This is a genomic window from Anoxybacillus sp. TBDG-1 (genome assembly GCF_054815885.1).
Map to the genome: position 1 here is coordinate 1 of NZ_JBTZSY010000009.1, position 23213 is coordinate 23213.

The window sequence follows — 23213 nt, forward strand, 5'->3', positions numbered from 1 at the left end:
CTTTCGAATGTTGGATCGCACTTTCATTCTACAGGAGATCCACAGGCAAGGGCTACTTTTTTGCTTACTCGATTTTATCTAGCACCACGGGTAAAATTATTTTAGCTGTTCTTATCCCCTAGACGATAGGATAACCAAAAACATTGCTATTCATGTAATGGATCGTCTGAAACAATCACACCATCTTCATCAACATATACGTATGTACCCGGCTTCCACTCTATATCCCCGAAATAAACAACTGTGTCTCGTTTCCCTTTTCCTTCTTTTTTACTTTTGCGCGGACATGTTCCGAGGGCGAGTACACCAATCGGCATCGTACTTATTTCTTTCGAATCACGAATACATCCATGTACAATAATGCCTGCTAATTGACGGTCACATGCAATTTGTGCGAGGCGATCACCCACAAGCGCACATTGTTTTGATCCTTTTCCATCAACAACGACTACACTTCCTGCTGGTACTGTTTCTAACGCTTCTCGAACAAGGACATTATCTTCGAAAACATCTACCGTTGTAATCGATCCATAAAATGATGTTTTTCCACCGTAACTTCGAAATGTCAGTGAACAAACTCGTACACGTTCCCTGTATTGATCACATAAATCTGCCGTTTTCATCCTCATCCCCCATTTTTGTCAATCTCAACATAATCATATTCAATTTATTCAGAAAAATCAATAAATGAAAACGAAAAGAACGAACTGTTCTCTCCTATCGCAACGTTTGTTAAAAAATAGATGAACAATGCGAGAAAACAGTAAAAAAGCACGGTTTCAAGAAAACTAGATGTTCGATATGTAACAATAAAACGATATCTTTTTTTAGAAAATGGCCAAAGTAGCGGAACACCTTGACTCGAACAATAATCAGCTAAAACATGAAATGCATAACCGAGACATATCCCGAGCGTAAAAGGAGAAAAATGTTGTGATAATAAAACGGCTGTGATCGCTCCCCATGCTAATAGCGAGTGCGTAAACCCGCGATGACCGAACGCCTTTTTTACTTGTTTTGCCACACCAAGCGAACGGCGACCAATGTATGAGTTTGGCTCATCGATATCAGGAAGCAATCCTCCAATCGCTAATCCGGCTGCATAGGTAACAGTAAAAGATATAGAGGTATACGTTGCAATTCCAGCACCAATGGCTAATGATGAAACAATATGAGTATGATAACGCATGGTTTTTCACCTCCCTTTTTGTAAACGTTTCACATGACATTTATTATTAACATTCATGAATTTGCGACTGTTTTTTCAATAAATATTCATTTCTTCAACCAACTTTGTGAAACTATTAGCATTATACTAGTATATGAACAAATTGACAAATGAAGCTGGTGAGAAAAAATGATAAAAAAAACACCTGCAGAACTAAGCGTTATGAAAAGTTTAGCATTTTTCGCTGTTGTTTTTCAAAGTGCGTTATTATATGTTATGAATCATCGCTCTCCACATGCTGAGGAAGCGATTATGATCAGTATATTGTTTCAAGTCGTCAAATTTTCTGCGCCCGTGTTCGTCTTTTTAGTCGGATTTCATATCGCACAACAAACAGATGCGATTCATTATTCACGTTACATGTCCCATAAATGGAGAGAGCTCATTGTTCCATATATAACATGGTCGTTTATTTATTTGATATTATTTTCTAGTCATTCACATGTATTTGAAGCGGTGAAACAACTATTGCTTGGAGAAGCAGCTCCTCATTTATGGTACGTCGTCATGATTATACAATTTCATTTGCTTATTGCCGCCATTGTTCCATTTTTCCGATGGCTTAATGAAAAGAAATATTGGAAATTATTTATTATCGTTAGTGCGATCACTTACATGGGCTTCATTACATTCATTTCTCCAATCGTTCAAAGCAAATCATATATACATTACGTTGACCGTACATTTTTAGCTTATTTTTTCTATTTTTGTTTAGGTAGTATGGCTGCGTACACATTGCCATCTTGGAGAAAATTTGTTATTCGAGCCATTCCGCTTAACACGTTTTTATTTTTATCGCTTTTTATTTTTGTTTGTTATGAGTTGTTTATATCTCAAGGTGTTTTTTCTATCAATTTAAGCGCGATTACGTATTTAAAGCCGTCGATGGGGTTATATGTTACATCAGAAATTGTTTTGTTATACGGTTTGTCAATTACTATCGTACAAACAAAATCACGACTATATACAACGTTACGTTTCGTTAGCCGATATACGTATGGGGCATATATCGGGCATATGTTTTTCTTATATGTGCTTGCACCGACCGTTCCGACAACGATATATTCACTGTTACAAGCGGTGATCTTGTTTACAATTACAACCGTGGCTTCGGTCGGCATTTGTTATATGATACAAGCCACACCATTTAGCTTACTTTTTATCGGTCAAGCGCGTGAACATCGGACACTTTCAATCCCAACGATTTCAAAACTCAAAAAAGGGATCCCAAGTTAACAGTGGGATGCCTTTTTATTTTGTTTATCCAAACATCTTCTTTTTTCAAACATATAACATATAATAAATTGGACAAATAGAGAAAGGAGTAAGAAGCCTAAATCAAATAGAGGTCGAAACAAAAGAGTAACGCAAGCCATGGAGGAAAACACGAAAAAACTTGTTGATGGCACGACATACTATGACACAGCAGAACGTTCATTTCAAGTTATTAATCAATCAGTAGAACAAGTGTTTTCTAAAGTACAAACGACATCCGCAGCAATTGAACAAATGACCGCGATTTCAAACGAAATAACCGAAACAATGAAACAACTAAAACAAATAGCGGACGAAGTGATAAAAAGAAGTAAAGAAAGTGCCGTGACAATGGAACAACAGTTAGCGATGAACGAACAAATTTCTTCCGCTGCCCAAACGCTTGCACAATTTGGCGATCAGTTACGCACAGCAGTTGAATCATTTCGTATATAGACGTGCATAGATGTATGCACGTCTACTTCTTGTCAAAATACTTCGCTAATTCAACGATCATCGCCCCCATCCGTTCGTGAGCTGGAGCAATGACATGCGCAATCCCTTCCTCGTGTAACGCTTCTTTCGTTACTTTTCCTACCGCAACAGCCACAACGTCACCGTCAAATGCTCGTTTTATTTCTTGTGCATATCCACCTTCGTTCACAAACGAAAAGAAAAAGCGTACTTGAATCGCTGATGTAAAACAAACCGCTTGCACAGAACGAGAAATAATTTCGTCAATAAGCTGTTTCATTACATCTGATGTAGGTGGAGTATGAAGATACGGCCATACTTCTTTATACAAAGCCCCTTGTTTAACTAAAAACTGTTGTAATGATGGAACGGAATCTCCGTAAAGCTGAACAACTACGTTTTTGTTTTTCCATCCCACACCTTCCAAAGCGCATATAAGACCTTGTGTCGTTCCATCATCTGCTGTTATATGCGGACTTATACCGTATGTACGTAGCACATTCATCGTTTTATAACCACGTACCGCCACATGTGCTTGACGAATGGCTTGAAGAAACATTTCTCCTACTCCCCACTCGTCTGCTTTTTTCATTAATGTTTCAACACCAATTCCTGTCGTAAAAATAAACCAATCGACTGGCTCATTGACGATTTGATGAAGTTGTTGTTTTAGTTCTTCATTAAAAAACATCGTTCCTTGAGCCGGTCGAGAAATTGGAATACCTCCCTGTTTAGAAATAAGTGAACTCATTTCCTCTATTTTACGCGAGGCACATAACACAATTTTTTTATTTGCTAATGCTTTCTCAATCATTTCTCTCATCCCCTTTTTTTCCTCATCATATCATAGAAAATGCAAAATAGCGCAAATTTTGTTGAAACATGACAAAAAACATCGAACAATTATACATTCACACCATTATTAACTTAGCTTACAATAAAGGGAGACGATTCGACGAAAATATTCAAATTATTCAAACATATGTCGAAAGGAGCGGCTTTATATGCCCTCGCTAATTAAAGAGATTTTGCTAAACTTATTTTTTATTATATTAGCGCTATTAATCATTCCGATTTGGCTTGAAGAACGCCGCATATCCGATCACTTAAAAACAATCTTGAAAACGATTGCTATTGGGGTATGCATTATATTTTGTATGACATTTCCTATAAGTACGACAGATGGATTTATTTTTGATTTACATCAAGTCGCTATTTGGATTGGCGGTTTATATGGCGGGGCATTTTCTGCTCTTTTTCTTTCAGTTATTACTGTGATTTATCGTATCATCGTTGGAAGCGCAGAAGGTATTGTTGTAACAATAGTGATTACAACAATTCAAGTTAGTGCTTGTTTCTTCTTTTATCGAAAATTTCAAACATCTTGGTCTTCCAAACAACGAATGACTTTCATTATTCTTTTATCTATCGGAACAGCTATTTTAACAACAATACTTTCTAGCATATGGATTGACAATGAATATGAAATTTTACATATCATCTCTACATATTTTCCAGCGCAACCACTTGCCGCGTTTTTAGGGGCTTATATTACTGAAACGATTCGAAAACATAGCGAGCTTCGCCGACGTATTATTCGTGCTGAAAAAATGGAAGTTGTTGGACATTTAGCCGCCTCGATTTCACATGAAGTGCGCAACCCATTAACCGTATCGAGAGGATTTATGCAATTGTTATTACAAAGCGAACGAATGAATTATAAAGATAAACAATATATTCAAATCGCCATTGAAGAAATTGATCGTGCAGAGGCGATTATTACCGATTATTTAACGTTCGCAAAACCAGCACCAGAGCACGTCGAAAAATTAAATGTAAAAACCGAAATTGAGCGAGTAATTGATATTTTACGCCCTCTCGCCAATATGAACAGCATCGAAATTCAAACATCTCTTGTACCATTTGCAGTGAAAGGAGAACGCCAAAAGTTCCAACAATGTTTATTAAACGTCATGAAAAATGCGATTGAAGCGATGCCAAACGGAGGAGTATTGCGTATTCATGTGTCTATTGATAAAGATTACGTACTTATTCATATCGGTGACACAGGAGTTGGAATGACAAAAGAACAAATTGAACGTTTAGGAGAACCTTATTTTACAACGAAAGGAACAAAAGGGACGGGGCTTGGGATGATGGTTGTATACCGTATTGTTGAAACAATGAAAGGAGATTTATTTATTCATAGCGAAGTTGGTGAAGGAACAGATGTATATATGTATTTTCCATCTTATTATAAGTCGGATATCGAAAAATCATCAGAGCGCTCTTCATTTGAACAAGTTAGTTATTGAGTTATTAACTTGTTCTTTTTATATAGATTATTTAGAACATAGTTTAATTTATAAAAGGTCGTGTGCGAAACGACCTTTTATAACTGTTTTGCAAAGTCTCGACCGAAGGTAATACATAATTGTTTATCTTCAGTTGTGGGCGTCAGTTCGATCTTTAGTCCATCGAGAATGACTTCCGCTCCTCGTTGTTGCAACTTTTCAATTAAAATATCAACCGCAGCGCCGTATTTTTCATAACTTGAATCGCACGAACCGAAAACTGCCGCTTTTTTTCCTGTTAAATCAACATCATCTAACTCATCATAAAAATCTAAAAAATCATCTGGTAATTCACCGTCTCCCCACGTATACGCCCCGAGTAAAATACCGTCGTATTGCCCAAGCTCTGTCGCGGTGGCGTCTAATACCTCTTTGACATCTAATTCAATCCCTTGTTCGCGAACACCTTCAGCAATCGCTTCAGCCATCTCCTCTGTATTTCCTGTCATGCTTGTAAATATCATAATCACTTTTGACATTAGTCATCCCCCTATCTATATTATTGATAATCATTTTCAATAATTATATATTAAGTGATAATGATTATCTGTGTCAAAATGTTTTTTTAAAAAAAGCGCACGATTTTGTCATCGTACGCTCTTTATCTATTACTCTTTTACTTCTTTTTTCCACAATCCGACCATTAATGCTGTGACAAGCGAACCAATTAAAATCGCAAGCATATACAAGAACGAATTTCCTTTTACAATCGGGATTACGAAAATTCCGCCATGTGGTGCAGGAAGACCAATACCAAACATCATTGTCAATGCTCCAGCAATCGCTGAACCGATGATGATGGATGGAATGACGCGTCCTGGATCAGCTGCCGCAAACGGAATAGCTCCTTCTGTAATAAACGAAGCTCCCATAATATAGCACGTTTTGCCCGCTTCTCGCTCTGCTTTTGTGAATTTCTTTTTAAATAACGTTGTTGCAAGCGCCAATCCGAGCGGTGGAACCATTCCACCTGCCATAATAGCTGCATGTGGTGCATAATTTCCCGCATCAATCATCGCAATGCCAAACGTAAACGCCGCTTTATTAATCGGTCCACCCATATCAACCGCCATCATCCCCCCAAGAACAAGACCAAGTAAAACAAGGTTGCCTGTACCCATATTTTCAAGCCATGTTTTCATTCCTTCATTTAGTGCTTTTACTGGATCAATAACGATATACATCATAATAAGTCCTGTAAGCAATATCCCGAATAACGGATAAAGAAGGACAGGTTTAATTCCTTCAAGCGATTGTGGCAAACGACCAAACCATTTTTTCAACCCTACAACAAGATAACCTGCTAAAAAGCCAGCGATAAGACCACCTAAAAAACCAGCACCACCATTTGCTGCCATAAATCCCCCGACCATTCCGGGCGCAAATCCTGGGCGATCTGCAATGCTCATTGCGATAAAGCCAGCTAACACAGGAATCATAAGCGCAAAAGCACTGCCTCCACCAATGTCCATGAGCGCTTTCGCAATCGGGTGGAATGACGGATCATTTGGATCAAATGCTTTAATACCGAAAATAAATGAGATTGCAATTAAAATACCGCCACCAACAACGAACGGAAGCATATTCGATACGCCGTTCATTAAATGTTTATAAAACCCTGTTCGTTCTTTTGGTTCATACGAACGGTTTCCACCACTTGCACGATAAATTGGAGCATCTTGCTTTAATGCTCGATCAATGAGTTGTTCTGGTTTACGAATCGCATCGGCAACAGGTACTTGGATGACATATTTGCCATCAAATCGATCCATTTCCACTTGTTTATCCGCCGCGACGATAATCGCGACCGCTTCTTCAATTTCTTGTTGTGTTAACTCATTTTTCACACCACTTGAGCCGTTTGTTTCTACTTTTATATCTACTCCCATTTCTTTTGCTTTTGCCTTTAAAGCGTCAGCAGCCATATACGTATGCGCAATTCCTGTCGGACAAGCCGTAACAGCTAACACTTTTTTCTTTCCATATGGTTGTTTTTCTTCTGTCACCATTTCTCCCTCCTTCTCTTGAATCGCTTGAATAATCTGTTGTTTTGTTGAAGCGTTTTCAATTTTTGATCGAAATGATGAGTCCATTAATAATGTGGATAATCGAGATAACGCTTCTAAATGTGTGTTATTGGCTCCTTCTGGTGCTGCAATCATAAAAAACAAATGGCTTCGTTTTCCGTCTAACGAATCGTAATCAATTCCTTCTTTTGAACGTCCAAAAACAACAGCTGGCGTGCGCACCGCTTTCGTTTTTGCATGAGGGATCGCAATTCCTTCGCCAATCCCTGTCGTGCTTTGCGCTTCACGGGCAAAAATTGCTTCAATAAACGTTTGACGATTGTTTAATTTTCCTTCCTTCTCAAGAACGTCTACTAATTCTTCAATCACTTCTTTTTTTGTTCGCGCGTTCAAATCAAGAACAATCGTATCTTCCGTCAACAACTCAGTTATTCTCATACACGCTCCTCCATTCGTATGATTTTTACTTCATCTAATAAGCGATGAACCTCTTCTTCTGTGCATAAATCTTCAGAAAATGCTGTGGCACTCCCCGCGGCAACACTATAACGAAACGCTTCTTCAAGCGATGCTTCGTTCATATATGCAGCTAAAAACCCCGCTACCATCGAATCACCAGCACCAACCGAATTTTTTACTATTCCTTTTGGAGCTTGAGCGACTAATATCACATCTTTATGGAACAAAATGGCCCCATCCCCAGCAAGTGAAACAATAACGTGCTGGACACCATCGTTAATCAGTTTTTTCCCGTATTCCAACATTTGATGACGACTATGAATACTGACTCCAAACAATTCTCCAAGCTCGATTTGGTTCGGTTTAAGTAAAAACGGCTCGTATGCAACGGCTTGTTTCAGTGCATTGCCACTCGTATCAACAACAACAGCAACCCGCCGTTTTTTTGCTTCTTCCATCATCGTGACGTAAAATGTATCATCTACTGACGGCGGAAGGCTTCCTGCTAAAACGAGTATATCTCCTTTTTTTAATTGCTTAATTTTAGCAATTAACGCTTCTTTATGTTCGTCGCTAATGATCGGTCCTTCCCCATTTATTTCCGTTTCTTTTTCCCCTTTTAATTTAATGTTTAGTCGCGTTTGTCCAGGCACAGTAATAAAATCTGTTAAAATATGCTCTCGTTTCAATTCATCGGCAATAAATTGCCCCGTAAATCCACCAATAAAACCGAGCGCAACATTATGAACATGTAGTCGCTTCAATACGCGTGATACATTAATCCCTTTCCCGCCTGGAAAATATGCCGTTTTTGTTGCTCGATTTAATTTTCCAAGTTCGATCTGTTGTGCTTCAACAACATAATCGACGGAAGGATTTAACGTACATGTATAAATCATGATTTCACAACCTCTACTGTCGTTTTTGCTTCATACATTGCCAGCAACTCTTCATCTGTTTCATCCGTAATCATCGTTGCCTCTTGTAATGGTGCAATTTTGGCAAACGTACTTTCGTTTAATTTTGAGTGATCGGCTAATACAAAAGCTTGTTGTGATAAATGAATCGCTGTTTGTTTCATAAATGCTTCTTCAGGATCTGGGGTTGTATAACCAAAATCAATATGAACGCCGTTTACACCGATAAAACATTTGTCAAAGCTATACTGTTGCAACGAGTGAATAGCTCCTCGACCAATTAATGCATTCGTTTTTTTCTTAATGAGTCCGCCAACGAGATATGTTGGGATGTCTTTTTCTAATAGTGCCTCAATATGCATAATACCGTTAGTGACTACAACGATATTTTTTGCTTCGATATAAGGGATCATCTGTAAGGTTGTCGTTCCCGCATCTAAATAAATACAATCTCCATCTTGAATAAGACTGGCTGCATATTTGCCGATGAGCTGTTTTTCATGAATGTTTTTGGTCGATTTTTCAAAAACGCTCAACTCTTCTCTTTTTTGTTGTAATAACGCCGCCCCGCCGTGGACACGCTTTAATTTTTTTTCTTTCTCTAGCTGGCTTAAATCACGTCGAATTGTTGACTCTGAACATTGTGTAGCTTCAACGAATTCATGCAACTTTACCACTTCTTTTTCCTGTAACAACTGCAAAATAATACGATGTCGTTCTGGTGTTAACAATTTTACACCTCCTTTTTAAACCGCTTACATCTTTATCATACCGAAGTATCATCAAAAAATCAATCAAATTCATTCATTTTCAATCAAAAATTATCATTATTTTTTCACATATCATTCAAAAACAATCATATTTCAGAAAAATAAAAACTGCCTCATGTTGAGACAGTTTCATTTGCAATTTTCTCAGGATAATATTCTTCAATCATTTGGATAAATGGCTCGACATATTGAGGATCGAATTGCGTACTAGAACAACGTCGCAATTCAACAATGGCTTCGGAGAATGTTTTTGTTCGTTGATACGGGCGGTCTGTTGTCATCGCATCAAATGAGTCAATAATGCATAAAATACGTGCTAATTTTGGAATTTCTTCGCCTTTTAATCCATAAGGATAGCCTCGTCCGTCGTAACGTTCATGATGAAGTTCAACAAGAGGAATGACTTCTTCAAATCGACCATCAGAAAGGACAATTTCTTTCCCCCATATGACGTGTTTTTTCATTATTTCCCATTCATCAGGATCAAGTTGGCTTGTTTTGTTAATAATATCCCGCGAAACTTCGATTTTTCCGATGTCATGAACAAGTGCTCCTAAAACGAGAGTTCGTTTTTCTTCCTCTGTAAGAGGTAAGCGATCGCTAAATTCCATCGCATATTTGAATACACGTTTACTATGGCGATATGTATATACATCCTTATAGAGAAGCAGTTTCAACTGCTCTTCAATAGCATCTAAATCTTCTTTAAATTTTAACGCATCACGAGATATTCTTTTCGCATCATATAATTGTACGTTATTTTTCCCTTGCGCTTTCGAATAATAAAGCGCTTCGTCTGCCTTATGTAACAATTCACTTTCCTCATACATGCCAGATTCATACTCAGCAATTCCACACGAGAACGAAATACAACGGTACGGAAGGCGCTCAACTCCATCAAACGGTGTATCATTCAATTTTTTTCGCAATTGATCCATAAAAGCTGCCGCTTCATATTTAGATATATTTGGTAAAATAATCGCAAACTCTTCTCCACCGTACCGTGCAACAGTAAAACCACGTTCTTTCGTTTCGTTTTTTAAATACTCCCCAACAAATTTTAATAATCGGTCACCTTGCACATGACCATGATAATCATTATATTTTTTGAAATCATCTAAATCTAAAAAAGCAAGTGAGAACTGCCCGCCCGTTTTTTTCGTCTCTCGAAACAATTCCTTTAAATAATCTTTAAAATATCCGTGGTTATATAAGCCGGTGAGGTAATCTTTATTTACTTGATTGGACATTTCTTGATACCACTCGAGCACTTTTCCAAATGTAATGGATAATAAAACAACTAAAACCGTAAACAAAAACAATCCGAAAAATCCTTCGTTATCAATTAAAATAATAAGCACTAAAGAAAGAAGAAGCGTGACAAAATACACAAAAAATACTTCTTTTAAAAGACCTAGGTTAAATATCCCAGTAAATCTTGATTGTGCAGAACGATAAAATCCAATCAAAATAATTACATTAATTGAAAAATACACAATTAAACTCAAAAAATAAGGAGATAGATTATATACAATTTCTCCTCCCACTTTTCCGTTCAAAAAACTAAACGAAAAGCTAGTAACAAGTATCATGATTAAATACATAAAAAAATTCAGAAAATGAGCCCATATTGGAACAGTTCGATTATAAGTCATTTGCATCAAATAAAAAAGCAACAAAACCCAAAATGAAATAAAAAATCCGAAATGAAGAGATGCTGCCAAAAAAACAGCTGAATCCATAGAAAACGAGCTTTTATTTTGGACAATCTGAATTTCAAAACGACTAAGAATAAATGACGAAATAGATAAAAAATAAATCCACACCCATTCTTCAAGAGTTGGAAAGGGAATAGAGAAATCAAACATTAAAGCACTCAAAACGCAAGCAAATATCCCTAAAATACAAATATATACTTTGGATCGAATCGTCATATGCCTATCACTCATCCTGAAGCTGTATTTTTTATAAGAACAATATAAATAAAGGGAGTGATACCCCCCCTATCCAATTACTTTAATTGCAGACGTCAACGCCACAACAACAGAACCGATAACGATGAGATTGATAAGTACATTTTTCACGCGTGCGTTCATGCTTTTCACCTCCCTTCATGTGTTGGTTGAAGAGAATTTGTTTGTTTTTCTTTCATCATTAAGTACTGAATAAACAAAAAGACACCGATATTCATAACAACATCGCCAATGCTAATGACTTTTGCTCGCGGATAAGGCGGTGCTAATGGGATAATGTCACCTAAAAACGGGAGAATGGTATCAGCTGTAATAATCGTATGTTTTCCGTAAAGTCCCGTTTTTAAAAGTTCAACGTATTCTTGTCCTAAAACTGCTTGTGTAGCTTCGAGCGATACAGGCATTCTCCCACCGTTTAAGGCGATGACAACGAAATTCAAGAGCACCCCGACAAAAATCGTTTTCATTCCTGGATAATGACGGTTAAGCCAAATAAATGTTAATCCAATAATGTAAACGATAATAAATGTAGTGTTGCTTATATTCGCTAAAACCGCGATTCGGTCTTGCAATAGGAAGAAAATCCATTGCACAAGCAACAACACTGGGAAAATCCAACCGCCTTTTAGTTTCAACGTTGCAATTCCTTTAAAATTACCTCCGCGAAATAAACCAATTAAAATGCCTAAAATAATGCCATCGTATACCATATAACCCTCACATTTCTTTAAAAACGAAAATTTTTTGTCTTTTTACTGATTATATTAGCACATTTTCTTTCATATGAAAACGATTATATTGACGAAATATTTCGTTTTTCTTATTGATTATTTAGAACATAGTTTTATTTGTAAAAAAACCGACTGTCCAAAAGACAGTCGATTTGACTCTTTATTTAAACATTTGTGCAGCGCGAACTGCTTTTTTCCATCCATCATATAGACGTTGTCGAGTGCCATCCTCCATTTTCGGTTCGAAAGCACGATCAATATTCCACTGCTTCGCAATTTCTTCTTTACTTTGCCAATATCCAACTGCAAGTCCCGCCAAATAAGCAGCACCGAGAGCAGTTGTTTCGTTCACAACTGGTCTCTCAACTGGTACGCCAAGAATATCGCTTTGAAATTGCATCAAAAAGTTATTTTTTACTGCTCCACCATCAACACGCAATGTTTTTAACGTAATGTCTGCATCTGCTTCCATTGCTGTTAATACATCTTTTGTTTGGTATGCAAGCGACTCAAGTGTCGCTCGAATGAAATGTTCTTTTGTTGTGCCACGTGTCAAACCAAATACCGCTCCTCGTACATCGCTGTCCCAATATGGTGTTCCGAGTCCTACAAACGCAGGCACCACATATACGCCATCTGTTGATTGTACTTTTATCGCATATGCTTCGCTATCTTTTGCTTCCTTAATCATCCGCAATCCGTCACGTAACCATTGAATGGCAGATCCAGCAACGAAAATGCTTCCTTCTAGCGCATATTCAACTTTCCCATCAATTCCCCATGCAATTGTCGTTAATAAGCCGTGTTTAGATTGAACTGCTTTTTCACCTGTATTCATTAACATAAAGCATCCTGTACCATATGTGTTTTTCGCCATTCCTTCTTCAAAGCATGCTTGCCCGAACAAAGCTGCCTGTTGATCTCCTGCAATGCCAGCGATCGGCACTTCTTGCCCAAAGAAATGGTACGGTGCTGTATGTGCGTAAATTGCTGAAGATGGTCGAACATCCGGCAACATCGTTTTTGGCACACGTAAAATATCAAGTAGCTCATCATCCCATTTTTGTTCATAAATGTTGAACATTAACGTTCTTGACGCATTAGAATAGTCCGTTACATGTGCTTTTCCTCCAGATAATTTCCAAGTAAGCCATGTGTCAATTGTTCCGAACAATAAGTCACCGCGTTCCGCCTTTTCACGTGCGCCTTCGACATGATCTAAAATCCATTTCACTTTCGTTCCTGAAAAGTAAGCGTCAATGAGCAAACCTGTTTTTTTTCGAAATATCTCATCATATCCAGCCTGTTTTAATTGCTCGCAAATTTGTGCTGTTTGACGTGATTGCCATACAATCGCATGATAAATTGGCTGTCCTGTTTGTTTATCCCATACTACCGTCGTTTCTCGTTGGTTCGTAATACCGATAGCCGCAATTTGTTTTGGTTCAACAGCTGCTTCTGACAATACTGTCGCAATAACGGCTAAAATAGATCCCCAAATTTCATTCGGATTATGCTCGACCCATCCTGGCTGAGGAAAATATTGTGTAAACTCTTTTTGTGCCATATGCACAATTTCTCCTTTTTGATTAAATAAAATGGCACGTGAACTTGTTGTTCCTTGATCAAGAGCTAAAATGTACTTATCCATATTTCATTCTCCTCTCATGATTTCTACTGTATTGTCATTTTTTTTGCTATCTGTGGGTTGTCATTTTTTCTGTATTCTGATACAAACGCGATCATTAAAACAAATATCGTTAGAATGAAAATATACCAGAATGATTGGGTCATTTGTCCTGTAAAAACAGCTTTATAAAAAAGTCCACCTAACGAGCCACCTAATATCGGACCGATAACTGGGATCCAAGCATATCCCCAATTCGATTTCCCTTTTCCTGGTATAGGCAACAAAAAGTGTGCAATTCTTGGACCCAAATCTCTCGCTGGGTTAATCGCATATCCAGTTGTTCCACCGAGAGAAAGACCTATACTAACTATAAAAAATCCAACAATAATCGGATTTAAACCTTCTGTAAACTTATTTGCTCCAATTGCTAGAATTCCAATAATTAAAATAAATGTCCCTAAAGTCTCGCTAAGCAAGTTGGCAAAACGATTTGGAATTGCCGGTCCTGTAGAGAAAACACCAAGCTTCACACCTGCATCTTCTGTTTCTTTCCAATGTGGTAAATAATACAAAAACACAAACGTTGCACCAATCATCGCACCAATCATTTGAGCTAGAACATATTTAGGAACCTGAGTCCAAGGAAAATCTCCGTTAAATGCTAAAGCTAACGTAACCGCAGGATTTAGATGAGCGCCACTATATTGCCCAACGACATATACTGCAATGGCTACACCAAGTCCCCATCCCATTGCGATCACAATCCAACCACCATTTTGAGCAAATGACTTCTTCAAACTAACAGCAGCGCACACCCCCCCCCAAAAATAACTAATAATGCAGTTCCTACAATTTCGGCTATAAATGGTGTCATAGCCTCTCCCACCCCTTTGCTATTTTATTTTGACAGAAACAAAAAGACTCACACATATCCCGTCACATGGAACATGCGTGAGTCTCCGTTTCTCCGTCACAAAATTGATTAACTTGTCTACAATACTAATAAACTTTGAAAACGTTGTCAACAGATTTTTTGCATTATTTTGGTTCAAAATATCGCCAAAGTTCGACATTTGATGTCGTTACCGCAACAGCCCCTGCCGCAAGTGCGGCTTCAACTTCGGTTCCATTTTCAATTAACCCTCCAGCAATAATTTTTTTCCCGGTTCGTTCATGAAGTTGAGAGATGACTTTCGGAACAACACCCGGCAACACTTCAATGTAGTCCGGGTTTGTTTTTTCTACAAGTTGAACGCTTCGCTCAAACGCATTTGAATCAATAATAAATGTGCGTTGAATCGCAACAACACCTTTTTGCTTTGCTTTCGTAATCACACTACTTTTTGTTGAGATCAGTCCGTATGGTTTAACGAGCTGGCATAAAAATTCTGTTGCATATTCATCGCTTTTTAACCCTTGTATTAAATCAACGTGAAGAAACATTTTTTTCCCATGCTCATTTGCATATGTATACACACTTTTCAACATACCGATATGAATGTCTAAAAATACCCCGTATTCATAATTCATTTTTATTAGTTTATCAAAATCTTTCATTGAGCGCACTGCTGGCAAAATACGTTGTCCATTCATCCTTCGATCACCTTCACATAAAATGTGCGTGTTCGCGGTCCGTCGAATTCACAAAAATAAATACCTTGCCATGTCCCGAGAAGCAACTGACCTTTTGTGACCACGACATGCGCTGATGATCCAACTGTGCTTGCTTTCATATGTGCTGCTGTGTTCCCTTCACCATGCCGATCGAGCGAATGATACCAAGGATACAGTTCATCAAAACGGCGAATCATGTCCCGCTTAACATCTGGATCAGCATTTTCATTAATCGTAATCCCAGCCGTTGTATGTGGACAATAAACAACGGCAATTCCTTCTTGTATCCCACTCTCTGTAATAAAGGATTGAACAAGTGAAGTAATGTCTACAAACTCATCTCGCCTCGTCGTCCGAATCGTCCATTGTTTTACCATTATACCTTCCCGCCTTTATTCTCATGTGTATACTTAAGATCATACATATTTTCAAAATTTTTTTCTATAAAAAATTCACCCGATGACGATTACAACATAAATAAAGCCCAGATTTTTCTGGACTTTATTCATACACATGATGGGACGGAATAATATAATCCACCGAAATAACAGGCAAATCGTGCTGTTCAACTGAGGCTACAATTAAACCTTGTTTGCTTACAATGCCAAATTGTTCTTTCTGTTGATCAAATGCTGCCTCGCTAAATGCTAAAACCGTTTGATATAGCTTTTCTTGATCGACTTTTTGCTTCCGTACATGATTGCTTAACTTAATGATCACTTCTTTCCCGCAAATGTGACCACGATACATGCCGTTCACTCCCCTTTCTATTCTCCTTACTTTTAATGTTATGCACTTATGGTGAAAATCCTCCTCTTAAAAAATTTTTTGAAAAAATCGCCTTTTTGTCTTGACTCTTCCTCATCATTCGTGTATAGTCTAAGTATCATCTAACTGAATATATGTCCTGCACCGATTGGTTGCTGTGAGTATATTCCGTTATATGAAAAATTTTTTTATTAGCCTGTTCGGCTAAAAGGTATTAGGAGGATTCAGTATTATGCAAAACGGTAAAGTAAAATGGTTTAACAATGAAAAAGGTTACGGATTCATCGAAGTTGAAGGCGGAGATGATGTATTCGTACACTTCACAGCAATCCAAGGTGAAGGCTACAAAACGTTAGAAGAAGGTCAAGCTGTTTCTTTTGAAATCGTTCAAGGAAACCGTGGTCCTCAAGCTGCAAACGTAGTGAAATTATAATCGTCTGAGATGATTCATATATAGCTCGACGGAAAGACCAGCAAACGCTGGTCTTTTTTATTACATACTGTCCTCTTTTCACACAAATACTATAAAACGAGGAGGGATGACGATGACACAAAATCCAAAAAAGCCACATCTTCAGGCTGATAGCGTATTTACGAAAATTGAAGATGCACATTTAGCGGTTGAGTCGGCAAAAAAGATGGTTGCAGCGGCAACGATGAGCTTAGATGAACACGCTTTTGATCATGCAAAACAGGCGATTGAAAACGCGAAAGAAGCGATTACGCGTGCCAAAACAAGCACGCAAAATCCACTGCTTTTACAATGCGAAAAAGAACTAGCAGATGCACACCATCAATTAACCGAAACGATGAATCATATGTAGCAACAAGGTGTCCCATATACTTGGGGCACCTTGTTACGCTTTTTGTTTAACGAGCAACTGACCGTATCGTTGAATTTTTTCTCCTACTGTACACGTTTGAATACAAAACGATTGCGCATACGATTTTCCGCGCTCTTTACGAAACGTTCTCTTTACCAAACAACCTTCGCAATACGTATCAAATAATTCATTTAGCCGAAGCAACACATCTTTTCGATTCATCGTTCACGCTCCAGCTGTATTGTACTTCTAATCATCGTTCCTCGAAGCGCCTGCGTTGCTAACTGATCGGCTTCACTATTTTCTTTTCTACTAATTGGTTCATAAATAGGAGAAATACGAAGCTTCTTCATTTTTTGTTCAATTCGCTCAACCCATCTCCCCTCGTCTGAAAATACAGGCCAATCACTAGATAATTGATGCAATACAACATGCGCATCCCCACGAAATACAACAGACAAATGATGGACACCAAGATGCTCGATTTGTTCGAGTAAAAAATAGAATGCTGCATACTCCGCTTCATTATTGGACTGCAATTCATCTAGCTGCGCATTTGCGCGCATACGAAATGATTTGCCGTTTTGTTTATAATAAATCACAATTCCAACCCCCGCTTTTCTGGACTGACGATCAAACCCACCATCAAAATAAGCAATCACATCATAGGGCTCTGTTTCAATTTCTTTCATTAGCTTGATTAGCTCTTTCTTCGTCCATGCCACACCACGTGTATCATAAAATAAAAGTTGCTTTACTCTCCCTGTTTTCTCTATATCTTCTGCAAAAGATAAAGCCTCCTCCACTTCCATTTCTTTTGATGTCCAAACCATTTCCTTTTTTTTCGGTGTTACATACGTCCACTCCATAAACACCTTCATGTCGCTCACCTTTTCTTTTTGATTTTATTATAACAGTTTAGACAAAAAATGATCTCAATTGTATAATATCCTTTGTGCCTTTATACTTTCATACAAGGGAGGGATCATCTTGTTCAATGAAATACTCGGTCTTTTTTCTGCAATCATTACATTTTCACTTGTATTGCTCATCTATCGTTTCTTTGGTCGCTCAGGTTTATTCGTCTGGATCGGCTTTTCTACTGTTGTCGCTAATTTACAAGTCGTTAAAACGGTTGAATTGCTTGGCATGACAGCTACACTTGGAAACGTCATGTACGGAACCGCCTTTTTAGTGACTGACATTTTAAGTGAAAAATATGGGAAAAAAGAAGCACAAAAAGCGGTATGGCTTGGCTTTTTTACACTTATTTCTCTCACAATCGTCATGCAACTTGCTTTACTATTTAAACCGCATGCCAGCGACTTTGCTCAACCAGCGTTAGAAACCATTTTCGGTTTGTTGCCACGTATCGCACTTGGTAGTTTGCTTGCTTTTTTAATTAGCCAATCACTTGATGTTCACTTGTTTCATTGGTTTAAAAAGAAATTTCCGCATGATTCTCAACTTTGGATTCGCAATAACGGAAGTACGATGATTAGCCAATTGATCGATACGCTCGTTTTCACATCCATTGCATTTCTCGGCGTATTTCCGTTACATGATTGGATGCAAATTTTTATTACAACGTATGTACTAAAATGGATTGTGGCGATGCTAGATACACCTTTTGTATATGTCGCAAAAAAAATAACACCAAAATATATGGAATGATGGTAAAATGTTGTATGAGACTTCGGTCTTATACAACATTTTTTTGTAAAGGAGCGGAATATGAAGTATAAAGCAGATATAAGTTTATTGTTTGTTGCTTTCGTTTGGGGCGCTACGTTTGTCATCGTTCAAAACGCCATTGCTTTTTTGCCCCCGTTGTTATTTAATGGCGTACGTTTTGCGGTCGCAAGTATATTGCTATGGATTTGGGTATTTATCTTTGAACGAAAGCCGCTAGATAAGCAACTTATACGCGCTGGATTTATTCTTGGCATTTGGTTATGTCTTGGATATGCTTTTCAAACAGTCGGCTTATTGTACACTACTTCATCAAAAGCGGGATTCATTACTGGATTAAATGTTGTTCTCGTCCCTTTTCTTTCATTTATGATTTTAAAACAAAAACCTTCACTTAATGCTGTCATTGGAAGTGTATTAGCTGCATGTGGGCTATATTTCTTGACTGTAAGCGGAGATATGTCAATGAACAAAGGTGATCTCTTCGTCTTTTTATGTGCGATTGCTTTTGCATTACATATCGTTTCAACAAGCATTTATGCGACAAAATTTTCAGCCGTCCTACTAACAACCGTTCAAGTTCAGACCGTATCTATTATTTGTTTTATATGTTCATATTTGTTCGAAGATTGGTCCGTTGTTCCGCTCTCCATTTTTTTGAAATTTGATGTATGGGTCGCTTTACTTATTACCGCACTATTCGCAACAACAATTGCTTTCTTTATTCAAACGCATTTCCAACAATATACATCTCCAACGCGTGTTGCTTTAATTTTTGCTCTCGAACCTGTTTTTGCTGCTTTGACTGCGTATATATGGAATGATGAGCGTCTTCAACAGGCCGCTTTATTCGGAGCTGCACTCATTTTATTAGGGATGGTTTTGTCTGAACTCCCTCAACATATATGGCAAAGAAAAAAGAGCGCTCGCCTCTCATAGCGAGCGCTTCCATCTACTTATTACATAAGATAATCCCCCTGTGGCGATACCAAGAAACGCCCCACCAATGACTTCAATTGGTTGATGACCGAGACGCTCGCGCAACAACTCTTCTTTTTGATCTAGCTTTCCATCATCTTGAGCACCTTTTAATCGCTCAATCTCTTCAGTTAATTCGTTCACACGAATAGCTAGCTCTCCTGCTTGATGGCGCACTCCTTGAGCATCGTACATAACAATTAACCCAAAAATAGTTGCAAGAGCAAAATCTATGCTATGCACTCCCCGCTTTAATGCAATATACGTAGCTAGTGAAGCTACTCCTGCAGAATGTGAACTTGGCATGCCTCCCGTTTCAAAAAAAAGCGACCAATCCCACTTTTTCGTTTTCCTTTTCGTCAATGGAATTTTTAAAAATTGCGCTAACGCAATTGTACACAATGCTGTTTGAATGGCTCGATTCATATCCTTGCCTCCTTGTATATATTTTTCGAAAAGACGGATACAATATGCACAGGAGGTGGACGTAATGAGCAAAAATAATGGAAGAAATCGCGGCCAAAACGCTCCAAGCGTCAATCCACAAGGATATGATGCTACATTTACACCCGAACCAAAAAGTGCATTAGAAAATGCGGCGAAAAAAACGAACAAAAAATAAAGAAGAGAGGGGTCTGCTCTCTTCTTATCGTTTTAATTTTTCGCGTAATACCATTGGTAAAATACCGCCATGGCGATAGTAGTCAATTTCTACTTCGCTATCGAAACGGACAAGCACCTCAAATTCTTTTTTGTTTCCTTGTTCGTCTGTTGCTGTTACTTTGACGTAGTCGCGCGGTTTGACGTTTTCATCAATATGCACTTCAAATACTTCTTTACCTGTCAATCCAAGCGTTTCCGCATTTTCCCCTTCTTTAAATTGAAGTGGTAACACACCCATCAGCACAAGGTTTGAACGATGAATACGCTCAAAGCTTTCAGCGATGACTGTTTTAATGCCAAGTAAATATGTTCCTTTTGCTGCCCAGTCACGTGAACTTCCCATACCGTAATCTTTTCCTGCAATGACAACAAGACCTGTGCCATCTTGTTTATACTTCATGCAAGCATCGTAAATCGACATGACTTCTCCTGTTGGCCAATATGTCGTATAGCCACCTTCTGTACCTGGTGCAATTTGGTTGCGAATACGAATGTTAGCAAACGTACCTCGCATCATTACTTCATGGTTACCACGTCGAGACCCATACGAGTTAAAGTCTTTTGGATCGACACCTTTAGAAATTAAATATTGTCCTGCTGGTGTATTTACACCGATTGATCCAGCTGGTGAAATGTGGTCTGTTGTAACAGAGTCGCCAAACTTACCAACCACTCTCAAACCAGTAAGTGGTTTTACTTCTTCCACTTCTGGCGATAATCCTTCAAAGAATGGTGGATTTTGAATGTACGTTGAATTCCCATCCCACTGATAAAGCGGCTCGTCTGTCGTTTCAATCGCGTTCCAACGCGCGTTATCATCAAATACTCGCTCGTATTCTTTACGGAACAATTCTGGTGTTACCGTTTGTTTTACAACTTCTTTCACTTCTTCGGTAGATGGCCAAATATCGTTAAAGTACACATCATTTCCGTTTTGATCTTTGCCGATCGGCTCATTTAATAAATCAATGTCGACTGTTCCAGCTAGTGCATATGCCACAACAAGCGGCGGTGATGCTAAATAGTTACCTTTGACGAGCGGATGAATGCGCCCTTCAAAGTTTCTGTTACCAGACAATACGCTTGTTACAAGCAAATCGTTTTCTGCAATCGCCTTTTCAAGCTCTGGAGCAAGTGGACCAGAGTTACCGATACATGTCGTACAACCGTAACCGACAATATTAAAACCAATTTGCTCTAGGTAAGGGAGAAGACCTGAATCTTTTAAGTATCCTGTGACGACTTTTGAACCAGGTGCAAGCGATGTCTTTACGTATTTCGGAACTTTCAACCCTTTCTCTACCGCTTTTTTCGCTACTAAACCCGCTCCGATTAACACATATGGGTTAGATGTGTTCGTACAGCTTGTAATCGCCGCAATGGCAATCGCACCTGTTTTCATTTTTACTTCTTCGCCGTTTAACGTTACTGTCATTTCTTTATCAAAATCCGCCTCAGTCAAGCCAAAGCCTTGGTTTCCTTGCGGAGAAACAACAGCTTGACGGAACGATTCTTTCATTTTTGAAAGCGGGATTAAGTCTTGCGGACGTTTTGGTCCAGAAAGATTTGGTTCAATTTCAGATAAGTTAATTTCAACAACATCTGTAAATATAGGCTCTTCGGCATCTGGTATATAGAACAAACCATTCGCTTTACAATATGCTTCAACGACTTGCACATGTTGCTCGTCACGACCTGTTAAACGCAAGTAATCTAACGCCTCCGCATCGACCGGGAAGAAGCCACACGTTGCACCATATTCAGGTGCCATGTTTGCTACTGTGGCACGATCAGCTAATGGCAATGTTGCAACACCTGGGCCGAAAAATTCAACAAACTTACCGACGACGCCTTTTTTGCGAAGCACTTGCGTCACTTTTAGCGCAAGGTCTGTTGCCGTTGTTCCATTTGGCAATTTCCCTGTTAAGCGCACACCAATCACTTCTGGCACTGGGAAGTAAGAAGGTTGTCCAAGCATACCTGCTTCTGCCTCGATACCACCAACACCCCAACCTAATACACCAATGCCGTTAATCATTGTCGTATGGGAATCTGTACCTACAAGTGTATCCGGGAACGCTTCATATTCACCATTTTCCCCTTCAACAACGTGAACAACGTTTGCTAAATACTCTAAGTTTACTTGATGCACGATACCTGTTGCTGGAGGGACAGCACGATAATTGCTAAACGCTTTTTGTGCCCATTTTAAAAACTTGTAGCGTTCTGCATTGCGCTCAAATTCTAAATTCATGTTGTACTCGAGCGCATCTTCTGTTCCAGCTTTATCTACTTGAACAGAGTGGTCAATCACAAGATCAACAGGAATTTCGGGGTTAATTTCGTACGGATCTCCACCGATGTCCGCCATCGCTTTGCGCATAGATGCTAAATCAACAACAGCAGGGACACCTGTAAAGTCTTGCAAAATAACGCGAGACGGTTTAAACGGAACGTCTACATCTTTCAGTTCGCTCGTTCCCCATTTCGCCAAATTTTCAACATGCTCTTTTGTAATGACCCGTCCATCAACTTGACGAAGTACCGATTCAAGAAGCACTTTAATGGAATACGGAAGGCATGATACGTTTCCGATTCCTGCTTCTTCAAGCGCTTGTAAGCGATAGTAATGATATTTTTTTCCGTTTACCTCAAATGTAGAACGAGCTTGAAACACATCATTTTTCACCATTATGTATTACCCCCTTCTAAACAAATCATCTTCTCCCACACCCACAAAATTCCTACGCTTTTATCTTAATACAATGCTCTACATAAGTAAATAATAATTGTTTATAAGTTTCAGATAAATGCATATTTTTTTGCTCTCTTTCCAACAATAGTTGTAGGGGGTGAA

Annotated in this window: 25 protein-coding genes and 1 pseudogene; 8 read left to right on the forward strand and 18 right to left on the reverse strand. The window is 38.5% G+C overall.

Annotation, left to right across the window (positions count from 1 at the left end; all coding sequences use genetic code 11):
• Positions 1-146: 146 nt before the first annotated feature.
• Together rraA and ACYQY7_RS04190 are read right to left on the reverse strand one after the other, a co-directional pair.
• On the reverse strand, positions 147-623 hold the full coding sequence (rraA, locus tag ACYQY7_RS04185; RefSeq protein ID WP_461200870.1) for a ribonuclease E activity regulator RraA: 477 nt from the start codon (positions 621-623) through the stop codon (positions 147-149).
• A gap of 44 nt (positions 624-667) precedes the next feature.
• Entirely contained in the window at positions 668-1189 is a 522-nt protein-coding gene (locus tag ACYQY7_RS04190; protein ID WP_461200871.1) for a metal-dependent hydrolase, read from the reverse strand.
• A 168-nt stretch (positions 1190-1357) separates the two neighbouring features.
• On the opposite strand from ACYQY7_RS04190, the gene ACYQY7_RS04195 reads away from it, so the two are divergent.
• Together ACYQY7_RS04195 and ACYQY7_RS04200 are read left to right on the forward strand one after the other, a co-directional pair.
• Positions 1358-2464: an acyltransferase gene (locus tag ACYQY7_RS04195; RefSeq protein WP_461200872.1), complete on the forward strand. Its 1107-nt coding sequence runs from the start codon at positions 1358-1360 to the stop codon at positions 2462-2464.
• Between the two features lie 138 nt (positions 2465-2602).
• Entirely contained in the window at positions 2603-2938 is a 336-nt protein-coding gene (locus ACYQY7_RS04200; RefSeq protein WP_461200873.1) for a DUF1216 domain-containing protein, read from the forward strand.
• A gap of 22 nt (positions 2939-2960) precedes the next feature.
• Here the strand turns inward: ACYQY7_RS04200 and ACYQY7_RS04205 are convergent, their stop codons facing one another.
• Positions 2961-3770 carry a uroporphyrinogen-III synthase gene (locus ACYQY7_RS04205; RefSeq protein ID WP_461200874.1) on the reverse strand — a complete coding sequence of 270 codons (810 nt, stop codon included), beginning with the start codon at positions 3768-3770 and terminating at the stop codon, positions 2961-2963.
• A gap of 190 nt (positions 3771-3960) precedes the next feature.
• Here ACYQY7_RS04205 and ACYQY7_RS04210 point away from each other — a divergent pair, with 190 nt between their 5' ends.
• On the forward strand, positions 3961-5271 hold the full coding sequence (locus ACYQY7_RS04210) for an ATP-binding protein (RefSeq protein WP_461200875.1): 1311 nt from the start codon (positions 3961-3963) through the stop codon (positions 5269-5271).
• A 77-nt stretch (positions 5272-5348) separates the two neighbouring features.
• Here the strand turns inward: ACYQY7_RS04210 and ACYQY7_RS04215 are convergent, their stop codons facing one another.
• From ACYQY7_RS04215 to ACYQY7_RS04265, 11 genes and pseudogenes are all read right to left on the reverse strand, one after another.
• The gene (locus tag ACYQY7_RS04215; protein ID WP_461200876.1) at positions 5349-5789 is read right to left on the reverse strand and encodes a flavodoxin; all 441 of its coding nucleotides are present in this window, start codon (positions 5787-5789) and stop codon (positions 5349-5351) included.
• 129 nt (positions 5790-5918) lie between these two features.
• Positions 5919-7775, reverse strand: a complete 1857-nt coding sequence (locus tag ACYQY7_RS04220; RefSeq protein WP_461200877.1) for a PTS fructose transporter subunit IIABC — start codon at positions 7773-7775, stop codon at positions 5919-5921.
• Positions 7772-8695 (reverse strand): 1-phosphofructokinase, encoded by a 924-nt coding sequence (gene pfkB, locus ACYQY7_RS04225; protein ID WP_461200878.1) that lies wholly within the window; start codon positions 8693-8695, stop codon positions 7772-7774. The genes ACYQY7_RS04220 and pfkB overlap by 4 nt, the downstream gene beginning before the upstream one ends.
• A complete protein-coding gene (locus ACYQY7_RS04230; protein ID WP_461200879.1) occupies positions 8692-9444 on the reverse strand; it encodes a DeoR/GlpR family DNA-binding transcription regulator in 753 nt (250 codons plus the stop codon). The genes pfkB and ACYQY7_RS04230 overlap by 4 nt, the downstream gene beginning before the upstream one ends.
• A gap of 152 nt (positions 9445-9596) precedes the next feature.
• Positions 9597-11432: a bifunctional diguanylate cyclase/phosphohydrolase gene (locus ACYQY7_RS04235; RefSeq protein ID WP_461200880.1), complete on the reverse strand. Its 1836-nt coding sequence runs from the start codon at positions 11430-11432 to the stop codon at positions 9597-9599.
• A 152-nt stretch (positions 11433-11584) separates the two neighbouring features.
• On the reverse strand, positions 11585-12166 hold the full coding sequence (locus ACYQY7_RS04240; RefSeq protein ID WP_461200881.1) for a DUF5317 domain-containing protein: 582 nt from the start codon (positions 12164-12166) through the stop codon (positions 11585-11587).
• A gap of 181 nt (positions 12167-12347) precedes the next feature.
• Positions 12348-13838, reverse strand: coding sequence for a glycerol kinase GlpK (gene glpK, locus ACYQY7_RS04245; RefSeq protein ID WP_461200882.1), 1491 nt, complete (start codon positions 13836-13838; stop codon positions 12348-12350).
• 23 nt (positions 13839-13861) lie between these two features.
• A pseudogene (locus tag ACYQY7_RS04250) lies at positions 13862-14691 on the reverse strand (MIP/aquaporin family protein).
• Between the two features lie 164 nt (positions 14692-14855).
• The gene (locus tag ACYQY7_RS04255; RefSeq protein WP_461200883.1) at positions 14856-15410 is read right to left on the reverse strand and encodes a glycerol-3-phosphate responsive antiterminator; all 555 of its coding nucleotides are present in this window, start codon (positions 15408-15410) and stop codon (positions 14856-14858) included.
• Positions 15407-15808 (reverse strand): secondary thiamine-phosphate synthase enzyme YjbQ, encoded by a 402-nt coding sequence (locus ACYQY7_RS04260; protein ID WP_461200884.1) that lies wholly within the window; start codon positions 15806-15808, stop codon positions 15407-15409. Before ACYQY7_RS04260 ends, ACYQY7_RS04255 begins: the two co-directional genes overlap by 4 nt.
• A 124-nt stretch (positions 15809-15932) precedes the next feature.
• The gene (locus ACYQY7_RS04265) at positions 15933-16181 is read right to left on the reverse strand and encodes a hypothetical protein (protein WP_461200885.1); all 249 of its coding nucleotides are present in this window, start codon (positions 16179-16181) and stop codon (positions 15933-15935) included.
• 250 nt (positions 16182-16431) lie between these two features.
• On the opposite strand from ACYQY7_RS04265, the gene cspD reads away from it, so the two are divergent.
• Entirely contained in the window at positions 16432-16632 is a 201-nt protein-coding gene (cspD, locus tag ACYQY7_RS04270; RefSeq protein WP_003398931.1) for a cold-shock protein CspD, read from the forward strand.
• A gap of 112 nt (positions 16633-16744) precedes the next feature.
• Positions 16745-17023 carry a DUF2564 family protein gene (locus ACYQY7_RS04275; RefSeq protein WP_461200886.1) on the forward strand — a complete coding sequence of 93 codons (279 nt, stop codon included), beginning with the start codon at positions 16745-16747 and terminating at the stop codon, positions 17021-17023.
• Positions 17024-17056: 33 nt separating this feature from the next.
• Here ACYQY7_RS04275 and ACYQY7_RS04280 read toward each other — a convergent pair whose 3' ends face one another.
• Both ACYQY7_RS04280 and ACYQY7_RS04285 read right to left on the reverse strand, forming a co-directional pair.
• Positions 17057-17245 (reverse strand): zinc-finger domain-containing protein, encoded by a 189-nt coding sequence (locus ACYQY7_RS04280; RefSeq protein ID WP_461200887.1) that lies wholly within the window; start codon positions 17243-17245, stop codon positions 17057-17059.
• Positions 17242-17892, reverse strand: coding sequence for a ribonuclease H family protein (locus ACYQY7_RS04285; RefSeq protein ID WP_461200888.1), 651 nt, complete (start codon positions 17890-17892; stop codon positions 17242-17244). Before ACYQY7_RS04285 ends, ACYQY7_RS04280 begins: the two co-directional genes overlap by 4 nt.
• A 121-nt stretch (positions 17893-18013) precedes the next feature.
• On the opposite strand from ACYQY7_RS04285, the gene ACYQY7_RS04290 reads away from it, so the two are divergent.
• Both ACYQY7_RS04290 and ACYQY7_RS04295 read left to right on the forward strand, forming a co-directional pair.
• Entirely contained in the window at positions 18014-18697 is a 684-nt protein-coding gene (locus ACYQY7_RS04290) for a queuosine precursor transporter (RefSeq protein ID WP_461200889.1), read from the forward strand.
• Positions 18698-18757: 60 nt separating this feature from the next.
• Positions 18758-19654: a DMT family transporter gene (locus ACYQY7_RS04295; RefSeq protein ID WP_461200890.1), complete on the forward strand. Its 897-nt coding sequence runs from the start codon at positions 18758-18760 to the stop codon at positions 19652-19654.
• On the opposite strand, the gene ACYQY7_RS04300 is transcribed toward ACYQY7_RS04295, so the two are convergent.
• On the reverse strand, positions 19649-20119 hold the full coding sequence (locus tag ACYQY7_RS04300) for a divergent PAP2 family protein (RefSeq protein WP_461200891.1): 471 nt from the start codon (positions 20117-20119) through the stop codon (positions 19649-19651). The genes ACYQY7_RS04295 and ACYQY7_RS04300 overlap by 6 nt on opposite strands.
• A gap of 64 nt (positions 20120-20183) precedes the next feature.
• Here ACYQY7_RS04300 and ACYQY7_RS04305 point away from each other — a divergent pair, with 64 nt between their 5' ends.
• Entirely contained in the window at positions 20184-20315 is a 132-nt protein-coding gene (locus ACYQY7_RS04305) for a Small acid-soluble spore protein (RefSeq protein ID WP_021094632.1), read from the forward strand.
• A 24-nt stretch (positions 20316-20339) separates the two neighbouring features.
• On the opposite strand, the gene acnA is transcribed toward ACYQY7_RS04305, so the two are convergent.
• A complete protein-coding gene (gene acnA, locus ACYQY7_RS04310) occupies positions 20340-23048 on the reverse strand; it encodes an aconitate hydratase AcnA (protein WP_461200892.1) in 2709 nt (902 codons plus the stop codon).
• Between the last annotated feature and the right edge of the window lie 165 nt (positions 23049-23213).